The organism is Actinoplanes sp. NPDC019969 (assembly GCF_055562375.1).
Genome location: NZ_JBVHFK010000006.1, coordinates 22,804 through 48,091 on the forward strand (window position 1 = coordinate 22,804; position 25,288 = coordinate 48,091).

The 25,288-nt window shown below is 71.8% G+C and carries 18 protein-coding genes; 10 read left to right on the forward strand and 8 right to left on the reverse strand.

All coding sequences use genetic code 11. The features are described 5' to 3' along the window. Window positions 1-81: 81 nt before the first annotated feature. Window positions 82-1,986, reverse strand: a complete 1,905-nt coding sequence (locus tag ACZ3II_RS18840; RefSeq protein ID WP_465518953.1) for a DNA polymerase IV — start codon at window positions 1,984-1,986, stop codon at window positions 82-84. A 385-nt stretch (window positions 1,987-2,371) separates the two neighbouring features. On the opposite strand from ACZ3II_RS18840, the gene ACZ3II_RS18845 reads away from it, so the two are divergent. From ACZ3II_RS18845 to ACZ3II_RS18855, 3 genes are read left to right on the forward strand one after another with little or no spacing between them, the layout of a single operon-like run. Then, window positions 2,372-4,477 (forward strand): sigma-70 family RNA polymerase sigma factor, encoded by a 2,106-nt coding sequence (locus ACZ3II_RS18845; protein WP_465518954.1) that lies wholly within the window; start codon window positions 2,372-2,374, stop codon window positions 4,475-4,477. A gap of 59 nt (window positions 4,478-4,536) precedes the next feature. After that, window positions 4,537-5,580 (forward strand): ATP-binding protein, encoded by a 1,044-nt coding sequence (locus ACZ3II_RS18850; protein WP_465519380.1) that lies wholly within the window; start codon window positions 4,537-4,539, stop codon window positions 5,578-5,580. After that, window positions 5,546-7,345 carry a vWA domain-containing protein gene (locus ACZ3II_RS18855; protein ID WP_465518955.1) on the forward strand — a complete coding sequence of 600 codons (1,800 nt, stop codon included), beginning with the start codon at window positions 5,546-5,548 and terminating at the stop codon, window positions 7,343-7,345. Before ACZ3II_RS18850 ends, ACZ3II_RS18855 begins: the two co-directional genes overlap by 35 nt. Here ACZ3II_RS18855 and ACZ3II_RS18860 read toward each other — a convergent pair. Continuing rightward, window positions 7,332-7,835: a hypothetical protein gene (locus tag ACZ3II_RS18860; RefSeq protein ID WP_465518956.1), complete on the reverse strand. Its 504-nt coding sequence runs from the start codon at window positions 7,833-7,835 to the stop codon at window positions 7,332-7,334. The two genes, ACZ3II_RS18855 and ACZ3II_RS18860, sit on opposite strands and share 14 nt — an antisense overlap. Before the next feature lie 97 nt (window positions 7,836-7,932). Here ACZ3II_RS18860 and ACZ3II_RS18865 point away from each other — a divergent pair, with 97 nt between their 5' ends. Further along, window positions 7,933-9,174, forward strand: a complete 1,242-nt coding sequence (locus ACZ3II_RS18865) for an NYN domain-containing protein (RefSeq protein WP_465518957.1) — start codon at window positions 7,933-7,935, stop codon at window positions 9,172-9,174. Window positions 9,175-9,833: 659 nt separating this feature from the next. Here the strand turns inward: ACZ3II_RS18865 and ACZ3II_RS18870 are convergent. Both ACZ3II_RS18870 and ACZ3II_RS18875 read right to left on the reverse strand, forming a co-directional pair. Further along, window positions 9,834-10,733: a hypothetical protein gene (locus ACZ3II_RS18870; protein WP_465518958.1), complete on the reverse strand. Its 900-nt coding sequence runs from the start codon at window positions 10,731-10,733 to the stop codon at window positions 9,834-9,836. An 11-nt stretch (window positions 10,734-10,744) separates the two neighbouring features. Beyond that, entirely contained in the window at window positions 10,745-11,275 is a 531-nt protein-coding gene (locus ACZ3II_RS18875; RefSeq protein WP_465518959.1) for a TetR/AcrR family transcriptional regulator, read from the reverse strand. A 174-nt stretch (window positions 11,276-11,449) separates the two neighbouring features. Here ACZ3II_RS18875 and ACZ3II_RS18880 point away from each other — a divergent pair, with 174 nt between their 5' ends. Continuing rightward, entirely contained in the window at window positions 11,450-13,639 is a 2,190-nt protein-coding gene (locus ACZ3II_RS18880; RefSeq protein ID WP_465518960.1) for a glycoside hydrolase family 3 C-terminal domain-containing protein, read from the forward strand. Between the two features lie 114 nt (window positions 13,640-13,753). Here ACZ3II_RS18880 and ACZ3II_RS18885 read toward each other — a convergent pair whose 3' ends face one another. After that, window positions 13,754-14,128 (reverse strand): response regulator, encoded by a 375-nt coding sequence (locus ACZ3II_RS18885; RefSeq protein ID WP_465518961.1) that lies wholly within the window; start codon window positions 14,126-14,128, stop codon window positions 13,754-13,756. A 185-nt stretch (window positions 14,129-14,313) separates the two neighbouring features. Between ACZ3II_RS18885 and ACZ3II_RS18890 the strand changes: the two genes are divergently transcribed. Continuing rightward, window positions 14,314-14,547: a hypothetical protein gene (locus tag ACZ3II_RS18890; protein WP_465518962.1), complete on the forward strand. Its 234-nt coding sequence runs from the start codon at window positions 14,314-14,316 to the stop codon at window positions 14,545-14,547. A 189-nt stretch (window positions 14,548-14,736) separates the two neighbouring features. Next, entirely contained in the window at window positions 14,737-16,542 is a 1,806-nt protein-coding gene (locus ACZ3II_RS18895) for an anthranilate synthase family protein (protein WP_465518963.1), read from the forward strand. Between the two features lie 111 nt (window positions 16,543-16,653). Here ACZ3II_RS18895 and ACZ3II_RS18900 read toward each other — a convergent pair whose 3' ends face one another. Next, window positions 16,654-17,667 carry a fatty acid desaturase family protein gene (locus tag ACZ3II_RS18900; RefSeq protein ID WP_465518964.1) on the reverse strand — a complete coding sequence of 338 codons (1,014 nt, stop codon included), beginning with the start codon at window positions 17,665-17,667 and terminating at the stop codon, window positions 16,654-16,656. 202 nt (window positions 17,668-17,869) lie between these two features. On the opposite strand from ACZ3II_RS18900, the gene ACZ3II_RS18905 reads away from it, so the two are divergent. Continuing rightward, window positions 17,870-18,142, forward strand: coding sequence for a hypothetical protein (locus tag ACZ3II_RS18905; RefSeq protein ID WP_465518965.1), 273 nt, complete (start codon window positions 17,870-17,872; stop codon window positions 18,140-18,142). 62 nt (window positions 18,143-18,204) lie between these two features. On the opposite strand, the gene ACZ3II_RS18910 is transcribed toward ACZ3II_RS18905, so the two are convergent. After that, entirely contained in the window at window positions 18,205-18,942 is a 738-nt protein-coding gene (locus ACZ3II_RS18910) for a hypothetical protein (RefSeq protein WP_465518966.1), read from the reverse strand. Between the two features lie 96 nt (window positions 18,943-19,038). Continuing rightward, window positions 19,039-21,675: an MGH1-like glycoside hydrolase domain-containing protein gene (locus tag ACZ3II_RS18915; protein ID WP_465518967.1), complete on the reverse strand. Its 2,637-nt coding sequence runs from the start codon at window positions 21,673-21,675 to the stop codon at window positions 19,039-19,041. 104 nt (window positions 21,676-21,779) lie between these two features. Between ACZ3II_RS18915 and ACZ3II_RS18920 the strand changes: the two genes are divergently transcribed. Next, the gene (locus ACZ3II_RS18920) at window positions 21,780-23,723 is read left to right on the forward strand and encodes an amylo-alpha-1,6-glucosidase (RefSeq protein WP_465518968.1); all 1,944 of its coding nucleotides are present in this window, start codon (window positions 21,780-21,782) and stop codon (window positions 23,721-23,723) included. 66 nt (window positions 23,724-23,789) lie between these two features. Next, window positions 23,790-25,259 (forward strand): GGDEF domain-containing protein, encoded by a 1,470-nt coding sequence (locus tag ACZ3II_RS18925; RefSeq protein ID WP_465518969.1) that lies wholly within the window; start codon window positions 23,790-23,792, stop codon window positions 25,257-25,259. The last annotated feature ends 29 nt before the right edge of the window (window positions 25,260-25,288 follow it).

The following is a 25,288-nucleotide window of genomic DNA, read 5'->3' on the forward strand; positions in this document are numbered from 1 at the left end:
ACAACCAGCCGTCGAGACAGCCAGGAGAGCCAGCCGCACAAGATCTACCGCTGGTCCGACAGCTTCGGGCGGAACGCATGGTCATGGCGACGGCTCGTTGGAGGGGGCCGGCCTCCAGTCGGGTGGGTCGGTGGGGTGCAGGTGTGGATCGCTGACCAGGAAAGTCCGTATCGGGCCGCGTGGGGTGAGCGGTCCCTCGAAGCGGACCGTGACGCGGCCGACGCCGCTTCCCTGGACCCAGCCCGGGCCGTGCTCGTCATGCAGCACGTCCTGCCCCGGCCGCCAAACCGGGACGTCCACCGGCGCGCCCGGCTCCGGGACGACGGCCGGCACTGCTCGGTCCGGGACGCCAGCCGGCACACCCGGCTTCGGGACGCCGGGATCCCATGCCTCCGACGGCTGGCTCGACGAAGGAGGGGGCGACGACGGCGAGGCGGCATCCGGTGAACCGAACAGCAAGGCGGCGACCGGCGAATCGGAAAGCGAGACGGCAGCCAGCGAGGCGGACGGCCGGACAGCGGCTGGCGAACCGGACACCGAACCGGCGGCCGGCGACCCGGACGGCGAGGCGGCGGCCGGCGAACCGGACGGCAAGGCGGCGGGCGGCGAACCGGACGGCAAGGCGGCGGGCGGCGGAATGGAAAGCGGGACGGAAGAGGAACCGGCAGCTACGGCCGCCGGTGAGGCAGCGGCGTGGGCCGGATCGGCGGTGGTGGTGGCAGGAGGTTCGGCGGAGGGAGGAGCCGATGCTGGCGCGCCGGCCGGACCGGGACCAGAGCCGCCGGGAGTGGGTGGCGCCGGGGTGGAGAGCGCCGACGCCACCGAAGCCGCGCCGTCGGAGAAGCCGGCGTCGACCGGCTCGTACGAGGTTTTCCGGGAAGGGGGAGGTGAGAAGTCGGGTGGGTCCTCGCCGAGGGTGGAGAAGAGGTCGTCCTGGGCGAAGTCGTACAGCGTCGACACGCCGACGCCGAGCAGGCGCACCCCGCCGGACGTGTTGACCTCGGCGAGGAGGCGGCGGGCCAGGCGGGCGACCAGCTGGCCGTCGTCGGTGGGCTGGTCGCGGGTCACGGCGCGGGTCACCGTGGTGAAGTCGGGGTGGCGGACCTTGATGTTGACGGTGCGGCCGGAGAGGCCGGATTTGCGCAGGCGGCCGGCGACGCGGGCGGAGAGCAGGTCGAGTTCCCGGTTGAGGCGGACGGGGTCGGTGAGGTCGACGTCGAAGGTCTCCTCGGCGGACACCGATTTGGCCTCGCGTTCGCTGACGACGGTGCGGTTGTCCTCGGCCCGGGCCAGCCGGTGGAGGCCCTGGCCGTGGGCGGTGCCGAACCAGTCGACCAGGTCGTCGAGGTCGACGGCGGCCAGGTCGCCGACGGTGCGGATGCCGGAGCGGTGCAGGCGCTGCTCGGTGGCGGGGCCGACCCCGCCGAGCCGGCGGACCGGCAGCGGGTGCAGGACGGCGAGCTCCTGGCCGGGCGGGACGACCGTGAGGCCGTCGGGTTTGTGCAGGTCGGAACCGATCTTGGCGAGGAGTTTGCTGGAGGCGGCGCCGATCGAGCCGGTGACGCCGCCGGTGGCCACGGCGATCCGGGCCTTCAACTCGTACGCCAGGTCGGTGACCGCGGCGACGCTGAGGTCCCGGCCGGTGGCGGCGAGATCGACGTACGCCTCGTCGATGGACACCTGCTCGACCAGCGGTGACACGCCGGCCAGCAGCTCCATGACGACCGCGCTGGTGCGCTGGTAGGCCTGGAACCGGGGTGACAGGTACGCCGTGTTCGGCGGGCAGCGGCGGCGGGCCTGGGCCATCGGCATCGCCGAGTGGGCCCCGAAGGCCCGCGCCTCGTACGACGCCGTGGCGACCACGCCACGACCGGCGACCCCGCCGACGATCACCGGTTTGCCGCGCAGCGACGGCTTGTCGCGCTGCTCGACAGCGGCGAACATCGCGTCGAGATCGACGTGCAGAATGCTCGCTTCCCTCCTCACGACCCGCAGCCTATGCCCCGGGTACGACAGAAAACCGCACGACGGGAACCGGTCCCGCCGGCCCCGGTGGAAGGGGAGGCCGGCGGGACCGGAGCTCTCAGCCGAGCGGGTCCCGGCAACCGAGGGCGGCCGGATGCAAGATCTTCTCGGGCATGGGAATCCTCTCGGGGAAGGTGGCGGAGAGTAGATGCACGCGCCCTGGGAGCGATAACAAAAACTTGGGAAAGAGCGCGGAGGCCGCGCTTTACAGTTCTCCGAAAGCTGTGCCACGATACGGGCCGATCACGAGTAGACGGACATTTTCGCAGCTAGTGGGCACAACCCCTGGATGAGGCAGGCAACGGGAGATCGACGGGGTGCCCACGTCGACGAGGAGAACGGGACCGTGACGGACAGCCAGACCGCTACCGCGCGTAACGTGCCGGACCTGGTTCGGGACGCCCAGCGCGGGGACGTGCGCGCACGGGACCAGTTGATCTCCGGGCACCTCTCGCTGATCTACAACATCATCGGGCGGGCGCTGAACGGCCATCCGGATGTCGACGACCTGGTGCAGGACACCATGCTCCAGGCGATCAACAAACTCGGCTCGGTACGCGAACCCGACCGTTTCCGATCATGGTTGGTCGCCATCGCGTACCGCCGGGTCCAGATGCACCTGCGCAGCCGCAAGATGACAGTGATGCGGCACCACCCGGAGCCGGTGGACGTGCCGGACCCGGGCGGCGACTTCGCCGAGCGGGCCACCGCCGAGCTGGTCGTCGCCGAGCAGCGCCGGGAGCTGGCCGAGGCGACCCGCTGGATGGAGGACGCCGACCGGGAGCTGCTCGGGCTGTGGTGGCAGGAGGCCCGCGGCGATCTGACCCGGGCCGAGCTGGCCGAGGCCCTGGACGTCAGCGCGAAGCACGCCGCGGTCAAGGTGCAGCGGATGAAGGCGCAGCTGGAGCTGTCCCGCGGGGTGGTGCGGGCGCTGCGGGCCAAGCCGATGTGCCCGGAGCTGGCGAGCACGATCCGGTTCTGGGACGGCGCCGCCGACTCGGTGTGGCGCAAGCGGCTGGCCCGGCACGTCCGGGACTGCCCGAAGTGTCGCCTGCACCAGGCCGGGACCATCTCGCCGGAGCGGCTGCTGCTCGGCGTCGCGGCGCTGCCGGTGCCGGTCGCGCTGTGGGCCGGGATCCAGTCGGCGATCCAGGCCGGCGCCGCGCCCGCCGTGCTCGGCGGCACCTCGCTGGTCGCCCACGCGCAGTCGTTGCTGCAGCACAAGACGATGGTGGCGGCGGTGACGGCGACGGTCGCGGTGGGTGGCGGGCTCACCTACGCGGTCAACTACGCCCCCGGTGACCGGGAGCAGCCGGTGGCGGTCGCGCCGCCGGTCATCGCGACCGCCACGACGCCGCCGGCGCAGCAGCAGCCGCCGGCGACGGCGAGCGCGAGCCCCACGGCCACGCCGACGACCCGGCCGGTCACCGGGCCGGGCAGGGCGGACATCGTGGTGGCGCCGGGCGGCTCGGACGACGGGGACGGGACCCTGGCCCGGCCGTACGCCTCGATCGCGAAAGCTCTCTCGGTGGTGAAGCCGGGGCAGACGATCGCGCTGCGCGGGGGGACCCACCGCCCGACCAGTCCGATTTCGATCAGTACGAGCGGGACCGCCGCGCAGCGGATCACGCTCAGCTCGTACGGGACCGAGCGCGCCGTGATCGACGCCTCCGGCATCCCCGCCGACCAGTGGGCGATCACCCAGCGGGGATCCTTCTGGACCGTCCGCGACCTGACCGTCACCGGTGCCCGCAACGCCACCTGGACCTGCCTGTCCTGCACGAACGACGTCTTCGAGCGGCTGTCCGTGCACGGCAACGCGGGTGTCGGGCTGATGCTGCGCGACGACGGCACGTCCGGCAACCAGGTGCTGAACAGCGACTTCCACGACAACCGGGGCTCCGGCCTGTCGGTGCAGTTCGGCGCCGGCGACGGCAACCTGCTGCGCGGCAACCGGGCCTTCGGCAACAGCCTGGACGGCATCGACCTGGGTTCGTTCCGCAGCCGGGTCACGGTGCAGTACAACTGGGCGTACCGCAACGGCGCGAACGGTTTCGCGCTCGGCGGCGGCGACCCGGCGGTGAACGCGCCGCACGCCGTCCGGCACAACGCGGCCTGGGGCAACGACGGGCACGGTTTCGTCGACGAGGACAACACCGGCGCGATCGAACTGGGCAACAACACCGCGTACCGGAACACCGGCCTCGGTTTCGCGATGACCACCGCCCCGGCCGTGCTGCGTTCCAATGTGGCGCTCGGCAACACCCGCGGCGAGGTGGGGCTCGCCCCGGCCGGGAAGGCGAACGGCAACAGCTGGCAGCTCGACGACTTCACCGAGGCGGATCTGCGTTCGGTCGACGCGGCGGTGGCCGAGGGCGCCCGGGCCGCCCAGGGTGCCCTGCCCGGCACGATCTACCTGCGGACCACCAACGGCATGGGCGCCTCGATGTAATCCGGATGCCCGCCGGCGGATGACGAGCCACACTGTCCGGCGTGCACTCCGCGATCACGGTGACCCCGGCCCGGCTGCCCGACCTGCTGCTCCACGTGGCGGTCGTGCGGCCGGTGTTCCTGTGGGGTGCGCCCGGCATCGGCAAGAGCTCGCTGGTCCGTGACTTCGCGGCATCGCTCGGGCTGGAGTGCGTGACCCTGGTCGGCACCCAGCTCGCCGCCGAGGACCTGATCGGGGTGCCGGAGCTGCGGGACGGCAGGAGCCGGTTCGCGCCACCGGAGTCGATCGCGCGCGACGAGCCGTACTGTCTCTTCCTCGACGAACTGAACTCGTCGAGCCCGGACGTGCAGAAGGCGTTCTACTCGCTGATCCTGGACCGCCGGATCGGGGCGTACGAGTTGCCCGCCGGGTCCATCGTGATCGGCGCCGGCAACCGGTCCAGCGACAACGCGCTCGCCCGGCCGATGGCGTCCGCGCTGGTCAACCGTTTGATCCACGTGCATCTGCGGGCGTCCTGGGCGGACTGGCGGGAGTGGGCGGAGGGCGCCGGCATCCACCGCTGGGTGATCGGTTACCTCACCGAGCGCCCGGATCACCTGTGGTCCGAGCCGCCGAAGGTCGAGGAGGCGTTCTCCACCCCGCGCAGCTGGCACATGCTCTCCGACGCGCTGCACTCCTACGGTGACGGCCTCGACGAGGAGACGCTCGGCCTGCTCGCCGCGGGCACGCTCGGCCCGGCCCACGCGACCGCCTTCGGCGGGTACGTCAAGATCGTGCGGCATCGGTACGGGCTCGACGCGATCGTCCGTGGCGACGCCGGCTGGCCGTCCGCCCCCGGCGACCGTGACCTGCTCTACTTCCTGGCCGAGGCGTTCCGCGCCCGGCTGGTCAAGGACCTGCCGGCCGGCAAGAGCCACGCCTCGGCCGGGCTGCGCCAGTTCGCCCACCGTGCCAAGGCGATGCTCGTCGAGCTGGCCGAGATCTCCCTGGAGTGCGGCCGCCTGGTGATCGCCCCGGACACCGACGGCAGCCCGGTGCTGCCCGCCTGGTTCCTCGTCGAGGTGAGCCGTGACCTGCCGCGCCTGGTCGCGGCCCGGGCCTGAGATGGCCCGCGTCCTGGAGACCGACCCGAACACCCTGGCGTTCGAGAACGCCTGGTCCGCTCTGGCCGGGCATCCGCTGTTCGAGCCGATGGCCGGCCACGACTGGACCCGGCCGCACGCGACCGCCGAGATGGACGGCCGTCCCGGCCTGGCCCGGGTCACCGCCGCCGGCCGGATCGTGGTCGGCCGGTCCCGCCGGCTGGACAAGGAGGAGTGGCGCTGGGTGCTCGCGCACTGCCTGCTCCATCTGGGGTTCGGGCACTTCGACGAGCCGGATCCCGATGCGGCGTTCCGTGCGGCGGCCTGTGTCGCGGTGTCCCGTTTCCAGCGCGCGGTCAAGCTGGGCCGCGAGCCGGACCCGCTGCCGGAGGTCCTGCCCGGCGCCGACGAGGCCACCCTGGCCGCACGTTGGCGGCGCGAGGGCGTGCCGCCGGAGTTCACCGGCATGTCCGATCTGGATGTCCGGCCGATCCGCTTCGAGGCCGGCCGTGAACCGCGGTGGCCGGACCGGTTCGCCCAGGGTCTGTCCGCGGCCGCGGTCGCCGGGGTCGAGGTGGCCGGCGGCGCGCGGACGAGCGTCGGGTCCCGGCCGGAACGCCCGCCGTGGGACCTGGCGATGGGCTGGTTCATCGGGTCGTACCCGCTGCTCGGCGGTATCGCGGCCGGGTTCACCCTGGTCGCCGACGGCCCGCTGGCCCGCGCGTGGGGTGTGTCGATCGCGGCGGTGTCGGCCGAGGCCGGCGAGATCTACGTGAACCCGTGGCGGTCGCTGAGCACCGACGAGTGGCGGTTCGTGCTGGCGCACGAGCTGCTGCACGTCGCGCTGCGGCACGCCGACCGGGGCGGGGCGCGGGACCCGTACCTCTGGAACGTCGCCTGTGATTTTGTGATCAACGGCTGGCTGGTGGAGATGGGGGTGGGCGTGCTGCCGGACGGCGTTCTCCACGATCCGGAGTTCGCCGGCTGCTCGGCCGAGCAGGTGTACGACCGGATCGCCGGTGACCTGCGCCGGATGCGGAAACTGGCCACCCTGCGCGGTCAGGGCGCCGGCGACATGCTCGGCGAGCCGCTGCCGTGGGCCGGCCGGCGCGCCGGTGGCGTGGACCTGGACGAGTACTGCCGGCGGGCGCTGCTGACCGGGTTCGCGTACCACCAGAGCAGCGGCCGGGGCGATCTGCCGTCCGGGCTGGTCGCCGAGATCCGGGTGCTGGAGCAGCCACCGCTGCCGTGGGACGTGCGGCTCGCGCGGTGGTTCGACGAGCACGTGCCGATGACGGAGCCGGTCCGGTCGTACGCCCGCCCCTCCCGCAGGCAGGCCGCCACCCCGGACATCCCGCGGCCCGGCCGCCACCTTCCGCGGGAGGCGGTGCCGCGCGGCACGTTCGGCGTCGTCGTGGACACGTCCGGTTCGATGAGCGCGAGCGTGATGGGCAAGGCGCTGGGCGCGATCGCGTCGTACGCCACCGCCCGGAACGTGCCGGCCGCGCGGGTGGTGTTCTGCGACGCCGCCGCCTACGACGCCGGCTATCTGCCGGTCGACCAGATCGCCGGGCGGGTCCGGGTGCGCGGCCGCGGCGGCACCGTCCTGCAGCCCGCCGTCGACCTCCTGGAACGCGCGCCGGACTTCCCGTCGGGCGGCCCGATCCTGGTGATCACCGACGGGGCATGCGATGTGCTGCGGATCCGCCGCGAGCACGCCTTCCTGATGCCGCGCGGCGCACGCCTGCCGTTCACCCCGCGCGGCCCGGTTTTCAGCCTGCGCTGAGGCCTGCGCCGAGTCCTTCCGGCACCCGCCATTCCGGGAACGGCTCCTGCTCGGGGGCGCGGTCGGGCCCACCCGCCGCCGTCACCCGCAGCAGCAGCGACGTGCCGTCGGCGCCGACGATCCGGATGCCGCGGGGCGCCTTGCCGCGCTCGGCGGTCGGCCCCAGGTCCGGCAGCGCGACGAGCTGCCAGGACGTCAGCGCCGCCGGGCGGGCGGCATCGAGCAGCCACACGGCCAGGACCGCGAGCCGATCCGGGCGGCGGCCGGCGGGTGGCGGCAGGCTCTCGGGCGTCGGGAGGTCCGTCTCGCCGGTCCAGACCCCACCCCAGAGGTACGCGAGAGCGCCGTCGACGTACCGCACCCGCACTCCCGCCGGCGACGGCCCACCCGGCGCGGCGTCCGTGCCGAAGCGTTCCACCGCCTCGATCTCCGGATGCGCCGCCGCCGTGAGCAGCGTCTCCATCACGTCCAGGACCTGGCCGAGCTGCACCGAGGGGCTCCGATTCGTCGCTGATACCACCAGCAGTGAAACGGCAAACAGCGTGTGCCTGACACCCGCGCTGTGCGACGCACGGTAGGTTTCGGTCATGGCTCGTGTACGCGCCGCACTGTTCCTGGACTTCGACAACGTGTTCAGTGCCCTCATCAGGCAGGACCCGGATGTCGCGATCCAGTTCGCCGAGGAGCCGGGCGCCTGGTTGTCCCGGCTCACCACGTCGCTGACCGTCGACGGCCCCCGGCGGTGGCTGATCCTGCGGTGCTACATGAACCCGGGCGGCTGGGTGCCGCACCCGGATCCGGCGGGCGGCCAGCAGCGGCTCTACTACTCCCGGTTCCGGCCGTCGTTCGTCAACGCCGGGTTCGAGGTGATCGACTGCCCGCGGCTGACCCACACCAAGAACGCCGCCGACATCCGGATGGTCCTCGACGCGGTCGACGCGCTCGCCGACCAGGTCACCTACGACGAGTTCGTCATCGCCTCCGGCGACTCGGACATGACCCCTCTTCTGGTACGCCTCCGCAGAGCCGACCGCCGCACCACGATCGTCTCCCCCGCCGACGCCGCGCTCGCGTTCACCTCGGTCGCCGACCGTCTGATCGTCAGCCAGGAGCTGCTCGAACTGGTCCAGGGCGAACCGGTCGAGGGCGAGGAGGACCCGGTCGTCACCCCGCCCGGCGAGCCGGCCGCCGAGGCCTCCTACGACCAGTTCCGTGACCTGGTCACCTGGCGCTACACGGCCGCCCCGGGCCCGCTCAACCTGGCGTCCCTCGCGCACGACCTGCGCCGCCAGCTCGGCAGCGGCGTCGACGAGTCGAACTGGTTCGGTTTCGGCGGCTTCGTCCGGGCCCTGGAGAGCCTGCGTCTCCCGTACGCCAAATTCTCGAACCATTTCGTCTGGGACGACAGCCGCCACGGTCCCCCGGAAGCGCCCGGCACCACCGGCCCCGCCCCGGAACCGGTGATGCGCCTGAGCGCCCCACTCGGCCTCCCACGCCTGCCGCGCGAGATGTGGCCGCCGGTGTACCGCGCCCTCGCCGAGTACGCCGCCTCCCACCACTTCAACCTCACCGAGGCGACCCGGTGGGCCCGCGACAAGCTGGCCGAGGAGGGCGTCGACGTGAGCCGCTCCGCCATCGCCTTCGTCACCCGCGGCACGGCGTTCGGGGGCGCGCCCCTGTACCGCCAGCCGCCACCGGACGCCGACGAGATCGCCGCCGCTTTCGCCGACAACGTCCTGAACCGCGCGGACGCGGCGGCCATCGCCCTCACCGAGGACGAGTGCGCCCAGGTCCGTGCGTGGCTCGGCGCCCTCGACCCCAAAGCCTGACCCGGCCGGCGCCGCACCGGCCAGTCACGCCTCCGGCCGGTGCGGGCCATGCCGCTCGCGGGCGACCGCTGCCCTCAGATCTTGGGGAGCCGGCACCGGAGCAACGCGCACAAGATCGACGTTCGGCCCGATTCGTGTGCGCGTCATTCTTAGAACGAACGTTCTTTCCAGCCAGCGACGCCCACAACCACAACCCCGCGGCGGGGCATCCGCGATCTCGAGCAACAGACCACCTCAACCGGCCACCGCCCGCGACCTTGAGCAGCAGACCACCCCCACCACCGCAACCCACGCCCTCCATCACTGCACCACCGCAACCCATGCCCGTGATGAGTGCGCCGCCACCGCAACCCGCCGCCACCCGCGACCTTCAGCAGTGCACCACCGCAACCGGCCGCCACCCGCGACCCTCGGCAGTGGACCTTCGCAACCCGCCGCCCGCGATCTTGGGCAGTGAACCTTCGCAACCCGCCGCCCGCGATCTTGGGCAGTGCGCGCCAGCCTCTCCGACCCAAGATCGGAAAGACTCGCGATCTTGGAGTCGGGAGGCCGGATTTCCGGAGTGAGGCGCACAACTTCGGACACGCTGTCGATCTTGTGCAGCTCACTCCGACGCCACATCCACAAGATCGGAAACGACCCCGCCCGGGGAACGCGAATCAGCCGGTCAGAGAGGCGGAGAAGGACAGGTCGGTGAAGGCGGGCGGGCTGGCCAAGGCGTGATTGCAGTCGTACGCGCGCTCGGAACCGGAACGCAACGTTCGAAGCATTCCGGCGTTCTGCTGCCAGCGTTCGACGCGCGGACCGGCCGGCCCCGGAAGGGTGTAGACGTTGCAGATGCCGAGGGTTCGCCGCGGGGTGGTGAACCCGATGGTGAACTCACGCGCGCCGGCGGACGGCCACAGGATCAGCTCGGTGGCGGGCGGCTCGCCGCCGAGGCGCAGGGTGCCGCCCATCGCGGAGACGGCGATGCCGTTGTCGCGGGCCGGATCGACGGCGGACACCCGGATCACCAGCTCGCCGGACTCCGGGATCTCGGACCAGACGTCGCCGGTGAGGACCTCGTGCGCGCCCCACCGGATCACCGGCGCCACGACCGGCGGCAGACCCTGCCGGCGGCGGCGTTTCGCCGCGTCGAGCATCGCGGTGGCGATGGTGAGGCCGGTCTCACGGTAGTCGATCGAGGCCGCAGCAGGACCGGGCGCCGTCCCTTCGGCGGCCTCGGCGGCGGCGGTCCACTCGGGATCGGCCAGCACGAACCGCAGAAGGGCTCGGTGGGCTGCCAGGATGTCGGCGCCGGTGACGGTCCGCGGTGCGACGTCCGGCGGGGCGAACCGGATCTGGAACGGGCCGTCCCGGCCGGCGGTCACCTCGACGAACGAGCCGTCCTCGACGGCCGGGATCAGGAGGGCCACCGGGTTGGCGCCGGGGATCAGGCCGTCGAGGAGCTGGTAGAGACCGTCCGGGTCGCTGTCGAGTTCGTCGTCGTGCCAGGTGGTCCGCAGCCGGTGGCCCATGTTCCGCTTCCCTTCGACGAGGATCCCGAGGATACGGATCATGGCGGAAGAGATCAGGTCGGGAAGAGGCGGGTGGCGGCGGCTTCCCAGGAGCGGACCAGGTCGTACGTCTCCGGGTCGCGCAGCCATTGGATCTGCAGGCCGTCCATCATGGCCATCACCTGGGCGGCGAGTTCGCGCGGGTTGGCGACGGCGCCGGCGGCCAGGGAGCTGAGCTCGTCGAGGGTGCGCTGCTGGCGGGCCTTGAAGTAGTCGTGGGCGGGATGCCCGGGGGCGAGGGACTCCGCTTCCAGGACGGCGAACAGGCGCACGATCTCGGGTTGTTCGGCGTTGCGCCGGACCAGGGCGGCGCAGACCTCCGGCAGGCTCGGCCCGTCGGTCCACAGCTGGTGCACCGGCCGGCCCAGCATCGAGGCGAGGGATCTGGCGTCCTGTTCGTCGCGGTATTCCAGGACGGCGACGAGCAGGCTGTCCTTGGAGCCGACGTGGTGCAGCATGCCGGGGACGGTGAGGCCGCACCCGTCCGCGACGTCCTGCATCGACAGGCCCCAGAAGCCGCGTTCGGCGATCAGTTTGGTGGTCATCTCGAGGATCTGCCGGCGGCGTTCGGCAGCCGGTAACCGAGCGCGGTCGCGGCGGAACGGAGGGGAGGTCTGCACAGCTCTTTCCTACCAGCACCCTCTTGCCGGACCCGCTCTGACCTGGCTATGTTACGGAGCAGTTAATACCTAGTAGGTACTCAGTAAGGGCGGGCACCCATGGCACTCAGCGCCTCGGAACAGGCGGCGATCACCAGCGGCAAGGACTTCTGGCACACCGAGGGCGTCGAGTCCGCGGACATCCCGCCGGTCACCGTGACCGACGGGCCGCACGGGGTTCGCCTGCAGGCCGGCGAGGGCGACCTGCTGGCCGGCGTGCCGGCGACGTGCTTCCCGCCTGCCGTGGCCGGCGCCTCGACCTGGGATGAGGACCTGCTGCGCCGGATGGGTGAGGCGCTCGGCGACGAGTGCCGCGCGCAGGACGTCGCGGTGCTGCTCGGCCCGGGCGTCAACCTCAAGCGCAGCCCGCTCGGCGGGCGCAACTTCGAGTACTTCTCCGAGGACCCGCTGCTCACCGGCCTGCTGGCCACCGCGTGGGTGCGCGGCCTGCAGAGCAAGGGTGTCGGGGCGTCGCTCAAGCACTTCGCGGTGAACAGCCAGGAGACCGACCGGATGCGGATCAGCGCCGACGTCGACGAGCGCACGCTCCGCGAGATGTACCTGCGCGCGTTCCACAAAGTGGTCACCCGGGCGCAGCCGTGGACGGTGATGTGCGCCTACAACAAGATCAACGGGGTGTACGCCAGCGAGCACCACTGGCTGCTCACCGAGGTGCTCCGCGGCGAGTGGGGCTTCGCGGGCCTGGTCGTCTCGGACTGGGGCGCGGTCGTGGACCGGGTGAAGGCGGTCGAGGCCGGCCTCGACCTGACCATGCCGGGGCCGGACGCGGCGGGCGACCGGGCCCTGGTGGAGGCCGTGGCGGAGGGGCGGCTCGCCGCGGGGACGCTGCGCACGAGCGCGGAACGCGTACAGGAGATGGTCCGGAAAGCCGGGGAGCGGCCGGCCGGGACCTATGACGCCGAAGCGCACCACGCGCTCGCCCGGGAGATCGCCCAGAGGGCGATCGTTCTGCTCAAGAACGACGGCGGCCTGCTGCCCCTGGACGGCGGCCGCAGCGTCGCGGTGATCGGCGAGTTCGCCCGTACCCCCCGCTACCAGGGCGGCGGCAGCTCGCAGATCACGCCGACGAAGCTGGACGACGCGCTCACCGAAATCGCCGCCCTTGCAGCGGATGTCCGCTTTGCGCCCGGTTATGCGGGCGCCGAGCCCGAGGAGAATCTGCTGGCGGAAGCCGTCGCGGTCGCCGCCCAGAAAGATGTCGCGATCGTCTTCGTGGGCAGCCTGCACGAGACCGAGGGCGCCGACCGCGAGTCGATCGACCTGCCCGCGGCGCAGCTCGCGCTGATCGAGCGGGTCGCCGCCGCCAACCCGAACACGATCGTGGTGCTCTCCAACGGCGCGGTGATCGCGACGAAGCCGTGGGACGAGAAGGTTCCGGCGCTGGTCGAGGGCTGGCTGCTCGGGCAGGCCGGCGGCAGCGCGATCGCCGACGTGCTGTTCGGCCGGGTCAACCCGTCCGGGCGGCTGGCCGAGACGATCCCGGTGAAGCTCGCCGACCACCCGTCGTACCTGGACTTCCCCGGCGAGCACGGCCATGTCCGGTACGGCGAGGGCCTGCACGTCGGCTACCGCGGTTTCGACGCGCGCGGCCAGGACGTGGCGTACCCGTTCGGGTTCGGCCTGTCCTACACCACGTTCGGGTACGGGGCGGCCCGCGCCGCGGCTGCCGAGGGCGGTGTCGAGGTACGGGTGCCGGTCACCAACACCGGCGGCCGGGACGGCCGGGAGGTGGTCCAGGTGTACGTGAGCCTGCCCGGTTCGCGGGTGCGCCGCGCGCCGCGGGAGCTGAAGGCGTTCGCCAGCGTGCCGGTGGGCGTGGGCGAGACGGTGGAGGCGCGGCTGACGATCGAGCGGGAGGATCTCGCGTACTGGGACACCCGGCTCGGTCAGTGGATCGTCGAGGGCGGCGAGTACGTCCTCGAGGTCGGCTCCTCGTCCCGGGACATCCGGGCCACGGTGACCGTGCACGTGGCCGGCGACCCGGCCCGGGTGCCGCTGACCGCCGAGTCCAGCGTCGGGGAGTGGTTCGCCGACCCGCGCGGGGCCGAGGTGCTGGGGGCGGCGTTCGCGGCGGGGGCCGGTGAGGCGGAGGGGATCATGTCGGCGATGACCGCGAACCCGGAGATGCTGATGATGCTGGGGAGTCTGCCGCTGAGCCGGATGGCGACCTTCCCGGGCAGCCCGCTGAACGCCGCCGACCTGGACAAGCTGGTCGAGGCCGCCAATTAGCGTGTTGAGTTGAGCCGCTATCCGCGCCCCCACTCAACACGCTGAAAACGGCAGACCGTGTGTGTTGAGCTGGGCCGCTATTCGCGCCCGAACTCAACACGCTGGAAGACGCGGCTAGGCGCTGGCGCGGGTCAGCAGGGCCTGGATCCGGGAGACCAGCTCGCGGGGGCTGAACGGCTTCGTCACGTAGTCGTCGGCCCCCGCGCTGAACCCACCCTCGACGTCCTGCTCCTGCACCCGCGCGGTGAGCATGATGATCAGCATCCCGGCGGTGGCGGGGTCGGATCGCAGCGCCCGGCACACGTCGATACCCGAGAGCCCCGGCATCGACACGTCCAGCACCGCGAGCCGGGGCAGGCGTGTCCGCGCCGTCTCGACCGCGGTCTGACCGTCGCCGACCGCCAGCACTTCCAGCCCGGCCTGCTCCAGCTTGAAGGCCACCAGGTCGCGGATGTCGGCGTCGTCGTCGGCCACCAGGACGGTCGTCACGCGGCTTCCCCCGATCCGTTGCACTAGGTGTTCGGACCATATCCCGTTATAGGCGGTATGCGGGTGCCTCTCGGGAAAGTGGTCCGCAACCCGTCCGCAACCCGGCTGAGCCCTGGTTGCAGCAGGCGGCGGGTGTTCTGGATGCCAGACACCCACCGCGCAACGACAAGGGCCGGGAGGATCCGATGAACGCCTTGATGGACGACGTACGCAGCGAAGCCCTCTTCGCCTCCGACGTGCAGCGCTCCGAGCAGCCGACGGCGGAGCTGATCCGCACCGCGGTCACCTCGATGGTCGAGCGCCTCGGCGCGACCGGGTGCGCCGAGCTGGTCGCCCAGGAGTTCGGCGAGCACCCGGACTGCGCGCTCGGCCGGATGATCTGGGCCCGCAACGCGGTCCGGTCCGCGTTCGCACTATGAGACTCCGGTTGGCCCGGAGCACCGGATCACCGTAGGCTCGTCGGCATGCGCACGCACTCGACCATGTGGTGGCCCGCCTGACCGGCGGCCCCACCCGCGCATGACCACCGCGGCCGCCTCTCCCGAGGCGGCCGTTCCGCGTTTCCGGCCGGTCTCGGCGCGGCGGCCCTCGTCACCGAGGAGCCTTCCATGCCATTCGCCCTGCTGCACCGCGACGGCGCCGACCACGTCGAGGTGCTGACCGGAGACGTGATCACCGTCCCCACGCTCGCTGACATCCCGCTGCGGCCCGGCGCCCCGGTGCTCGCCGTGATCCCGTACCGGCAGATCACCGAACGTGGTTTCGAGTGCGTGGACGACGGCGCCCCGCTCGAATGCCTGCTGGTCCGGTCGATCTCCCGGGAACCCCTGACCGCTTTCCCCCCGAGACCGCTGACCCTGCGCGACGGCGGTTTCGACCTGTCCGACGACGAGTACGGCAGCATCGTCGAGGAGGTGCTCCGCGACGAGATCGGCCACGGGGCGGGCGCCAACTTCGTGATCCACCGGGTCTATCAGGCGTCGGTGGAGGGCGACCCCCTCGAGGCGGCGCGGGCCGCGTTCGGCCGGCTGCTCGCCGGGGAGCAGGGCACCTACTGGACGTTCCTGGTCGACACCGGCAACCGCATCCTGGTCGGGGCGACACCGGAACGGCACGTCAGCGTCCAGGACGGGATCACCATGATGAACCCGATCAGCGGCACGTTCCGCAACGGCTCCGGGGATCTCGCCGACTTCCTGCGCGACGAGAAGGAGATCGAGGAGCTGTACATGGTCCTCGACGAGGAACTCAAGATGATGGCCACGGTGGCCGAGCACGGCGGGCAGGTCGCCGGGCCGTACCTCAAGGAGATGGCGCACCTCACCCACACCGAGTATCTGCTGGCCGGGCGGGGTTCCCTGGACGTCCGGGAGGTGCTGCGGGAGACCATGTTCGCGCCGACGGTGACCGGCAGCCCGATCGAGAACGCCTGCCGGGTGATCGCCCGGCACGAGCGCCGTGGCCGCCGCTACTACGCCGGGGTGCTCGCCCTGCTCGACCACGACGACGAGGGCCGGCAGACCCTGGACGCGCCGATCCTGATCCGCACCGCGGAGATCAGCCCGGACGGCACGCTGCGGGTCCCGGTCGGCGCGACGCTGGTGCGGCACTCCACGGCGGCGGGCGAGGTGGCCGAGACCCACACGAAGGCGGCCGGGGTGCTGTCCGCGCTGGGTGCGGTTCCGGCCAGGCCCGCCGCGGTACGGGGAACCGCCCTCACCCCCGAGATCCAGGCCATGCTGGCCGCCCGCAACGACGAGCTGGCCCGGTTCTGGATCGACTCCCGCGAGCCGGGCGCGCTGACCGTCCCCGCCCTGGCCGGCCGCGAGGTCCTGATCGTCGACGCCGAGGACACGTTCACCGCGATGCTGGCCCACCAGCTCAAGGCGCTCGGCCTCACCGTCACCACCCGCCCGTGGGACAGCGCCTCGTTCCCGGAGGCCGACCTGGTGGTGCTGGGCCCCGGCCCCGGCGACCCGGCCGACCTGTCGGACCAGAAGATGGCCACGCTGCACCGGCTGGCGACGTCGCTGCTCGATGCCCGGCGGCCACTGTTCGCCGTCTGCCTCGGCCAGCAGATCCTGGCCGCACGGCTGGGGCTGGAGCTGGCCCGGCGGGACGCGCCGTACCAGGGGCTGGCCAAGGAGATCGACCTGTTCGGCACGGTGCGCCGGGTCGGTTTCTACTCCAGTTTCTCGGCGGTCTCCCCGGTCACCGCCGTGACCAGCCCGTACGGCCCGGTCGAGCTGGCCGTGGACCCGGCCGACGACACCGTGCACGGGCTGCGCGGCGACCGTTTCGCCGGCGTCCAGTTCCACCCGGAGTCGGTGCTGAGCCGCGACGGCGTCGACATTCTCCGCGAGCTTCTTCCGCCGTTGCTGTCCGGCGTGATTAGTCCCGCGATTAGCGGGTAGCGAGACAGTGTCGGTGGTCCAGGGAGATCGAGAGCCTCTCCTTGGACCACCGACCCCGTTCCGCGAGCGTGTCGAGTTCGGCCGCTATGCGCGCCCGAACTCAACACGCTGCTAGACGGTGTGACCGACCTCGTCGAGGTGGCGCAGCGCCTGCGCGTACGACGCGACGAGCCCCGTCTCCAGGTAGGAGATGCCGCGATCACGGCAGTACTGCTCGACGATCGGCTGGGCCCGCCGCAGGCTCGGCCGCGGCATCGACGGGAACAGGTGGTGCTCGATCTGGTAGTTCAGCCCGCCGAGCAGCACGTCGGTGGCCCAGTGCCCGCGCACGTTGCGGGAGGTGAGCACCTGCCGGAGCAGGAAGTCCGCCGCCTGGGCCGGGCTCAGCGCGGGCATGCCCTTGTGGTTCGGCGCGAACGCGCAGCCCAGATAGATCCCGAACAGCCCCTGGTGCACCAGGATGAAGACCACCGCCTTGACCGGCGGCAACACTCCGAAGACCAGTGCGGCGTACGCGGCCAGATGCGCCGTGATGCCGAACAGCTCCTGGTAACCGCGCCGGCTGCGTTCGGCCAGCAGGAACCGCACGCTGGAATACCGCAGGTTGAGCGCCTCCAGCAGCAGCGCCGGGAAGAACAGCCAGGCCTGGATGCGGTGGAAGAACCGAGCGACCGGGCCGGCCGCCCGCACCTGCCCGGCGGTGAAGGCGAGCGGGCCGGCGACGCCGACGTCGGGGTCCTTCTCCTCGTCGTTGGGGTGCGCGTGGTGCCGGTTGTGCTTGTCGACCCACCACTCGTAGCTGAAGGCGACCCCGAAGTTGGCCAGCAGCGTGCCGACGGTCCGGTTCGCCCGGCCGGAGGCGAGGATCTGCCGGTGCCCGGCGTCGTGGCCGAGGAAGCCGAGTTGGGTGGAGAGCACCGCGAACACGACCGCCACGGCGAGCGCCCACCACGAGTCGCCGATCAGCACCAGCGTCACGACGCTCGCCACGCAGGCGGCGCCGAGCAGGCCGGCGTGCACCGCGTACCACCGGGGGCGCCGGTCGAGCAGACCGGCTCTCTTGATCATCCGGGAGAGCTCCGCGTAGGCGCTCCCCCGTGGTGTGGTCAGCTCGGCTGATTCCATGAATCACTCCCGTCACAGGGCGGTATCGATGATCGTCCGGGGGCGGCCGAGTGGTTCCGGGCTCCCACGGTACAGCCCGCGGGGCACTTACCCGGGGTACTACTTCTTCGAGGTGAAACCCGGGCACGACAGACCCCGGGGGGTTTACCGTCGGCGGAGGTACGGGTATCGGGCTGGCACCGATGACCTCCGGAGGGAAACCTTGGCCGAGCCGCACGTGACACTCGACCCGCACTCGCTCAACCCGGTGGAGGAGAAGCTGCGCGGCCCGTTGGAGGACCAGCTCAGCTCCGCCCTCCAGGCCGCAACTGTCAAGATCAGGCAGCGGTACGCCGGCGAGAGCGTCGACCAGATCACCAGCATGCTCCTGGAGCAGGCCAAGGCCGGTCTGCACCCTGACATCGCCGCCGGGTTCCACCCCGACCAGCACCAGCTGCGCCACGTGGCCGAGGAGATCGTCTCCCACGCCCACTGACCCGTGGAACGCGTCGTGCCCGGCCCCACACGGGAACCGGGCACGCGGCGCGTCCCGTGCTGCTACTTGGTGATCTCCGAGGCCGGCGGCACCTGCACGTCGACCGGGGTGCCGTAGTCGGAGTACGTGATGTCGTACTTCGAGACGCCGTCGGTCGAGCCCAGCGACGCCAGGTCGAGCTGGTACTTGACCAGCCGGCCCTCACCGTCGAGCTTGGCCGTGAACGGCACCGACTTGCCGGCGAACTGGGCCGCCGCCTGGCCGCCGACCCCCAGCGCCTCGGCCGACTTCGACATGTCGATGCTGCCCTTGATGGTGTCGTCGCCCTCCCACTTGGCGTCGACCGACGACTCCAGGCTCTTGGTCATCTGCGAGGCGTCGAAGCTGCCGAAACCGCCGGCGGCGCCCGCCTCGGTCTTGCGCCAGGTCTTGCCGTCGTAGCCGGGCAGGGTGGTCGCCCCGCCCATCTTGGTCTTCGTGTAGGTCACGCCGTCGATGACCCGCATCGTCGTGGTCAACTTCTGACCCTGCGCGTTCATGTCCATGACGAACTCGTGGACCTTCTTCTTGCCGTCGCTGACACCGGTCATGGTGCCGAAAGCGCCCATGTCCATCGACATCTTGTACGACGTGTCCTGCATCTTCTTCGCGGCGTCGGTCAGCGCGGCCGGGGCGTCCTTCTTGCCGCCGCCGAGCAGCCCACCGCCGCCGCCGTTGTCGCTGGAACCGCATCCGGCCAGCGCGAGCGTCGCCGCCAGCATCAAGGACGCGCCGCCTCGCAGCATGGTTCGCCTGTTCACGTTGCCCTCCCCGTTTCGGGCCCGGCCGGGGGTGGACCGGGCACAAACCAGGGACTTTAGCGACAGACGTCGATCACACTCCGTTGGGGTATTCGCTCACTTTCCGTGACGGCCGTGCAGATTGAAAATGAGATCCAGCACGAGCGCGGACCATCCGGTCTGATGCCAGGCGCCCAGCCCGGCCCCGTTGTCCCCGTGGAAGTACTCCGGGAACGCCACCAGATCCTTCCAGTCCGGGTGCTCGTGAAAGAGCCGGGTCGCACCATAGATCGGCCGCCGCCCTCCGGCATCCGGCACGAACATGCTGATCAGACGCCGGGACAGGTCGTCGGCGATCTCCCCCAGACCGGCCTTGCACTGCGACCCGGTGGGATATTCCGCCTTCAGGTCCTCGCCGTAGAACTCGGCGAACTCCCGCAGCGCCTGGATCAGCAGATAGTTGACCGGCATCCAGATCGGGCCGCGCCAGTTGGAGTTGCCGCCGAACAGGCCGCTGGTGCTCTCGGCCGGCTCGTAACCGACAGTGAAGTCGGAGCCGCCGAGCGACACGGTGAACGGCTTCTCCAGGTGGGCCCGGGAGAGGGTGCGGAGCCCGTACTCGGACAGGAACTCCTCGGGGTCGAGCAGCCGGGCCAGGATCCGCAGCAACTGGTCCTGGCCGACCATGCTGAGCAGGCGCTGCTGGCGGCGGTCGGCGCCGCCCAGGCGCCGCGGGCTGATCATGTCGCCGAAGTCGCCCTGGTGGTGCAGCATCCAGCGGACCCGGGCGTTGATCTCCGGCAGCCGGGCGAGGGTCTGCGAGGTGAGCCGGGTGGTCGCGGCCAGGGGCAGCAGGCCGACGATGGACCGCACCTTCAGCGGCACCTTGTGCCCGTCCGGCAGCCGCAGCACGTCGTAGAAGAAGCTGTCCTCCTCGTCCCACAGCCCCTGCCGGTACGCCGCCTCCGCGATGTACGTGAAGTGCTCGAAGAACTTGGTGGCCATGTCCTCGTAGGCGGCGTCGTGCAGGGCCAGGATGATCGCCATGTCGAGCAGGTTGAGCGCGTACATGGCCATCCAGCCGGTGCCGTCGGACTGCTCCAGCACCCCGGCCACCGGCAGCGCCGCCGACCTGTCGAACGGGCCGACGTTGTCCAGCCCGAGAAAGCCGCCCTCGAACACGTTGTTGCCGCCGACGTCCTTGCGGTTCACCCACCAGGTGAAGTTCAGCAGCAGCTTGTGCATCACCCGGGACAGGAAGTCGAAGTCCCGGCCGCCGTCGATGTGGAACACCTGCAGCGCCGCCCAGGCGTGCACCGGCGGGTTCACGTCGGAGAACGACCACTCGTACGCCGGGATCTGCCCGTTGGGGTGCATGTACCACTCCCGGAGCAGCAGCAGGAGCTGCGACTTGGCGAACCCCGGGTCGACCCGCGCGATGCTGACACAGTGGAACGCCAGGTCCCACGCGGCGTACCAGGGGTACTCCCACGGGTCGGGCATGCTGATGACGTCGAAGCTGTTCATGTGCCACCAGCCGTTGTTGCGGCCGAAGCGCCGTCCCGGCGGCGGTGGCGCGTTCCCCGGGTCGCCGACCAGCCACTGCTTCACGTCGAAGTGGTAGAACTGCTTGCCCCACATCAGCCCGGCGATGGCCTGCCGGGCGACCGACTTCTCCTCGTCGCTCGCCGCCTCCGGCAGCACCTCGCCGAAGAACTCGTCGGCCTCGGCCAGCCGGTCCCGCATCACCGCGGCCCAGCCGTCCCCCAGGTCGGCGGGCGGCAGCGGGGCCTCGCTGCGGGTCAACCGCAACCGGAGGGTACGGGTCTCGCCCGCCCCCATCCACAGCCGGTAGTGCAGCGCGCCCTTGGTGCCGGTCCCGGCCGGGTTCACCGTCGGCGCGTGGTGGATCAGGTGGTCGTTGATGCCGTCCTTCGGGTACGGGCTGCGGCCCGGCAGACCCCACAGGCGCTGCGCGTTCGTCTCGTTGTCGCACATCAGCGCGACCGGCGCGCCCTGCCCCTCCAGGGTGATGTGGCCCAGCGACCGGTGCTCGCCGGCGAGCTTGCCCGGGGTGCCGGTGAGCACCGGGGTGTGCCGCCCCGGATAACCCCACGACCAGGTGTTACGGAACCAGAGCGTCGGCAGCACGTGCAGGATCGCCGGATCCGGGCCGCGGTTGCTGACGGTGATCGCGATGCAGACGTCGTGCGGGCCGGCCTTGGCATAGTCGACGGTCACCGCCCAGAACCGGTCCTGGTCGAAGATGCCGGTGTCGACCAGCTCGTACTCGCCCTCGTTGCGGGAGCGCTGCCCGTTGACCCGGACCAGCTGGTCGTACGGGAACTCGGCCTGCGGATAGTGGTACCGCCAGCGCATCCACGAGTGGGTGGGCGTGGAGTCCTGGTACCACCAGTACTCCTTGGCGTCCTCGCCGTGGTTGCCGCCGTCGCCGCCGAGCCCGAACATCCGCTCCTTCAGGATCGGGTCCTTCCCGTTCCAGAGCGCCAGGGCGAAGGCGAAGTTCTGCCGGTCGTCGCAGAGGCCGGCCATGCCGTCCTCGTTCCAGCGGTACGCCCGGGAGCGGGCGTGGTCGTGCGGGAAGTAGTCCCAGGCCGTGCCGTGCTCGCTGTAGTCCTCCCGGACCGTGCCCCAGGCGCGTTCGGCCAGGTACGGGCCCCACGCCCGCCACGGCTGCTCGCGAGAGTCGGCCTCGGCCAGGCGCGCGCGTTCCGACGACACGTCCGTTCTCACCCCCACAACCCGAAATCCCCCACTACCCGCGATTCAGCCCGGAGTCGATCACACTGAGGTTGTCACGCCAATGTGTCAAGCGATGCCGGTTCGGGGGGTTCCTGATGTCCACGGTCCGGCCGATCGCGTTCGGCCCACAGGTCTGCGCCCGCCTCACCGAGGGCGCCGCACGGGAATGGCTCCTACCCGACGGTCGGGGCGGTTATGCCATGGGAACCGTCAGCGGATTACGAACCCGCAGGTACCACGGACTGCTGGTTGTCGCGGATCACACCCCGGCATCCCGATCATTGGGACTGGCGTCCCTCGATCCGGTGGTCACGCTCCCCTCCGGCGCGATCGTCCGGCTCGGCGTGCACGAGTGGGCCGACGGCGCGATCGCCCCCGCCGGGCACCGGCTGCTCGCCGGGTTCACGCTGATCGACGGGATCCCGCGATGGCGGTGGCGGCTCGGCGACGTCGTGATCGAACGGGAGATCGCGACAGTGCACGGCAGGCCCGCCGTCGCCGTCGTGCACCGGCTTATCTCCGGCGGTCCGGTCGAACTCCGGCTGGAGGCCCTCTGCACCTGGCGGGACGCCCACGGCGAACGGACCGCGGCCGGCCCGCCGCCTGCCGTCACGGCGACCGCCGGCGGGTGCGAGGTGGAGGGCGCCTACCGGATCAGCGGCCCGGGCTTCGCACCGGGCGGCGAGTGGTTCCGGCAGGTCCGGCACCGCACGGAGGACGAGCGAGGGCTCACGTCGACGGAGGACCTCTGGTACGCGGGAAGCTTCCATGCCACCCTCGACCGGCCCGGGGACACCGCCGAGGTGTCGGCCTGGGCGGGCGATCTCGGCTCGGCGCCGCCCCCGGCCGGGCTGTCCGTGGCCGCCGCCCGGGCCCGGAACCGGGACGTCGTCGCGGCCGCCGCGCCCGCCGACGAGACGCAGGCCGCCCTGGCCCTCGCGGCCGACGCGTTCGTGGTCTCCACCGCCGGCGGGCCGGACGTGGTCGCCGGGTACCCGTGGTTCGGGGCGTGGTCGCGGGACACGATGATCTCGTACGAGGGGCTGTTCCTCGCCACGAACCGGGCCGAGGAGGGGCGGGAACTGCTTCTGGGGTACGCGGCCCGGCTGTCCGAGGGGATGCTCGCCAACACCGCGGACACCGGCGGCGTGGAGTACAACACCGTCGACGGCACGCTGTGGTTCCTGCACGCGGCCGGCCGGCACGTGGCCGGTACCGGCGACGACGACCTGGCGGCGGCGCTGCTGCCGGCCCTGCGGGACGTCGTCACCCACCACCTGTCCGGCACCCGCTACGGCATCCGCGCCGACCCGTCCGACGGCCTCCTCCTCGCCGGCGTCACCGCCTCCTCCCCGCGCCCTTGTCGTCCCATTCCCGGCCTCGCATTGACCTGGATGGATGCCCGGGTGGAGGGGACCCCGGTGACCGCGCGGGCCGGGAAAGCGGTCGAGGTGAACGCGCTGTGGATCAACGGGCTGGCGACGATCCTGGAGATGTCCGCGCGGACCGGGATCCCGCCCGGCCCCGCCGAACACGCCCTCGCCCAGGCCCGGGACGGTTTCGCCCGGCGCTTCCCGGCGCCCGGCGGGCTGCTCCACGACGTCGTCGACGGCTCCGGTGCCGATCCGGTGCTGCGGCCCAACCAGCTGCTGGCCTGGTCGCTGCCGCACGCGCCGGCGACACCGGACCCGGCGGCGCTACGGCGCCTCGGCGCGGCCCTGCTCACCCCGCTCGGGCCGCGGAGCCTGGCGCCGGGGGAACAGGGGTACGCCGGGCGGCACCGGGGCGGCCCCGCCGAACGGGACCGGGCCTACCACACCGGGACCGTCTGGCCGTGGCTCACCGGCCCGTGGGCGACAGCCTGTCACCGGGCCGGCGTCGACACCCGGGACGTCCTCGACGACATCGAGGCCCACCTGTCCGAACACGGCCTCGGCTCGATCTCCGAGACCGCCGACGGGGACGCCCCGCACCGTGCCACCGGCTGTCCCTTCCAGGCCTGGTCCGTCGCCGAACACCTCCGCGCCCGGCGGCTCTGAACGTTCGGAACCTGGCAGCCCCGGATTCGCACCCGTACGGCAACCCGGCACCGGGATGCTCGGGGGGTGCGACAAGATCGGTGGACCGGAATCGCCTGGCTGAGCGTGCTGGCGATCTGCATCGTGCTGCGGGTGGCCCTCGACGCCGCCGGCAACACATATCTGGTCACGGTGGCGCCGTACATGATCGTCGCCTTCGCCACCCCGGCCGTGATCCTGCTCGGCGCGCTCCGGCACCGGCCCCCGCACCTGGCCGGCTGGATCCTGCTGGTGGCGGCCCAGGTGTTCTACGCCGCCGCGGACACCGCCTCGGTGGTCGACGAATACCTCTCCGGCGAGTACCTCGAACCCACCCCGGCGGACCTGCTCTACTTCACCTACTACCTGCTCATCGCCGCCGCGGTACTGCTGTTCATCCGCCGCCGCAGCCCCGGGTGGGACCTGCCCAGCATGATCGACGCGCTCGTCGTGGCGGTCAGCGCCGGCCTGATCACGTGGGTCTTCGTGCTGCAGCCGCTGACCGGCGACTCCGAACTGCCGTTGGGCGCCAAGCTCACGCAGACGGCGTACCCCGTCCTGGATCTGATGCTCCTGATCCTCGCGGTCCGCCTCGCGATGGGCACCGGCACCCGCGGCCCGGTCCTGTACCTGCTTCTCGGCAGCCTCGTCACGATGCTCGGCGTGGACACCGTCTACCTGGTGCAGGGCATCATGGACGGCGGCGGGGTGTCCGAGACGTACCTCGACGCCGCCTGGATGACCTCGCTCGCGCTGCTCGGCCTCGCCGCGCTGCACCCCGGCATCCGGCATTTCGACCAGCGCAGCAGCACCGCCGTGCCGGACTCGTCACCGGTACGCCTCGGGGTCCTCACCGTCGCCGTCCTGATGGCGCCCGGCGTCCAGGTCCTCGTCTGGCTGCTCGGCTGGCCGCTCAACATCCCGCTGATCAGCGGCACCTGCGCCATCATGTTCCTGCTGGTGATGGCCCGGATGGCCGGTCTCGTCGCGGCCCAGCGGCGGGCCGCCGTCACCGACTCGCTGACCGGTCTGCACACCCGGCGGCACTTCACCGAGGCCCTCGACCTGGAATGCCGCCGCGCCGCCCGCACCGGCCAGGACGTCGGCCTCCTCATGATCGACGTCGACCATTTCAAACAGGTCAACGACACCTACGGCCACCCCGCCGGCGACCGTGTCCTGGTCGAGGTGGCCCGCCGCCTCGCCACCGCCACCCGGGCCGGCGCCGTCGTCGCCCGCTACGGCGGCGAGGAGTTCATCCTGCTCGCCCCGCAGACCAGCCGCACCGAACTGCACGCACTCGCCGAACGGCTCCGCTCCGAGATCGCCGGCCTCCCCGTCGACATCGGCGGCGACCTCCTGTCCGTGACCGTCTCCATCGGCGCCGCCGCCGACGGCACCCCCGGCCCGGAGTCCCTGTTGCGGTCCGCCGACCAGGCCCTCTACGCCGCCAAGGCGGCCGGCCGCAACCGCTCCATCCTCGCCGACCCGGCCACCACATCCCCCCAGGCCGCCTGACCCAGCCATCTCCCCAGCCCCGCCGGCGC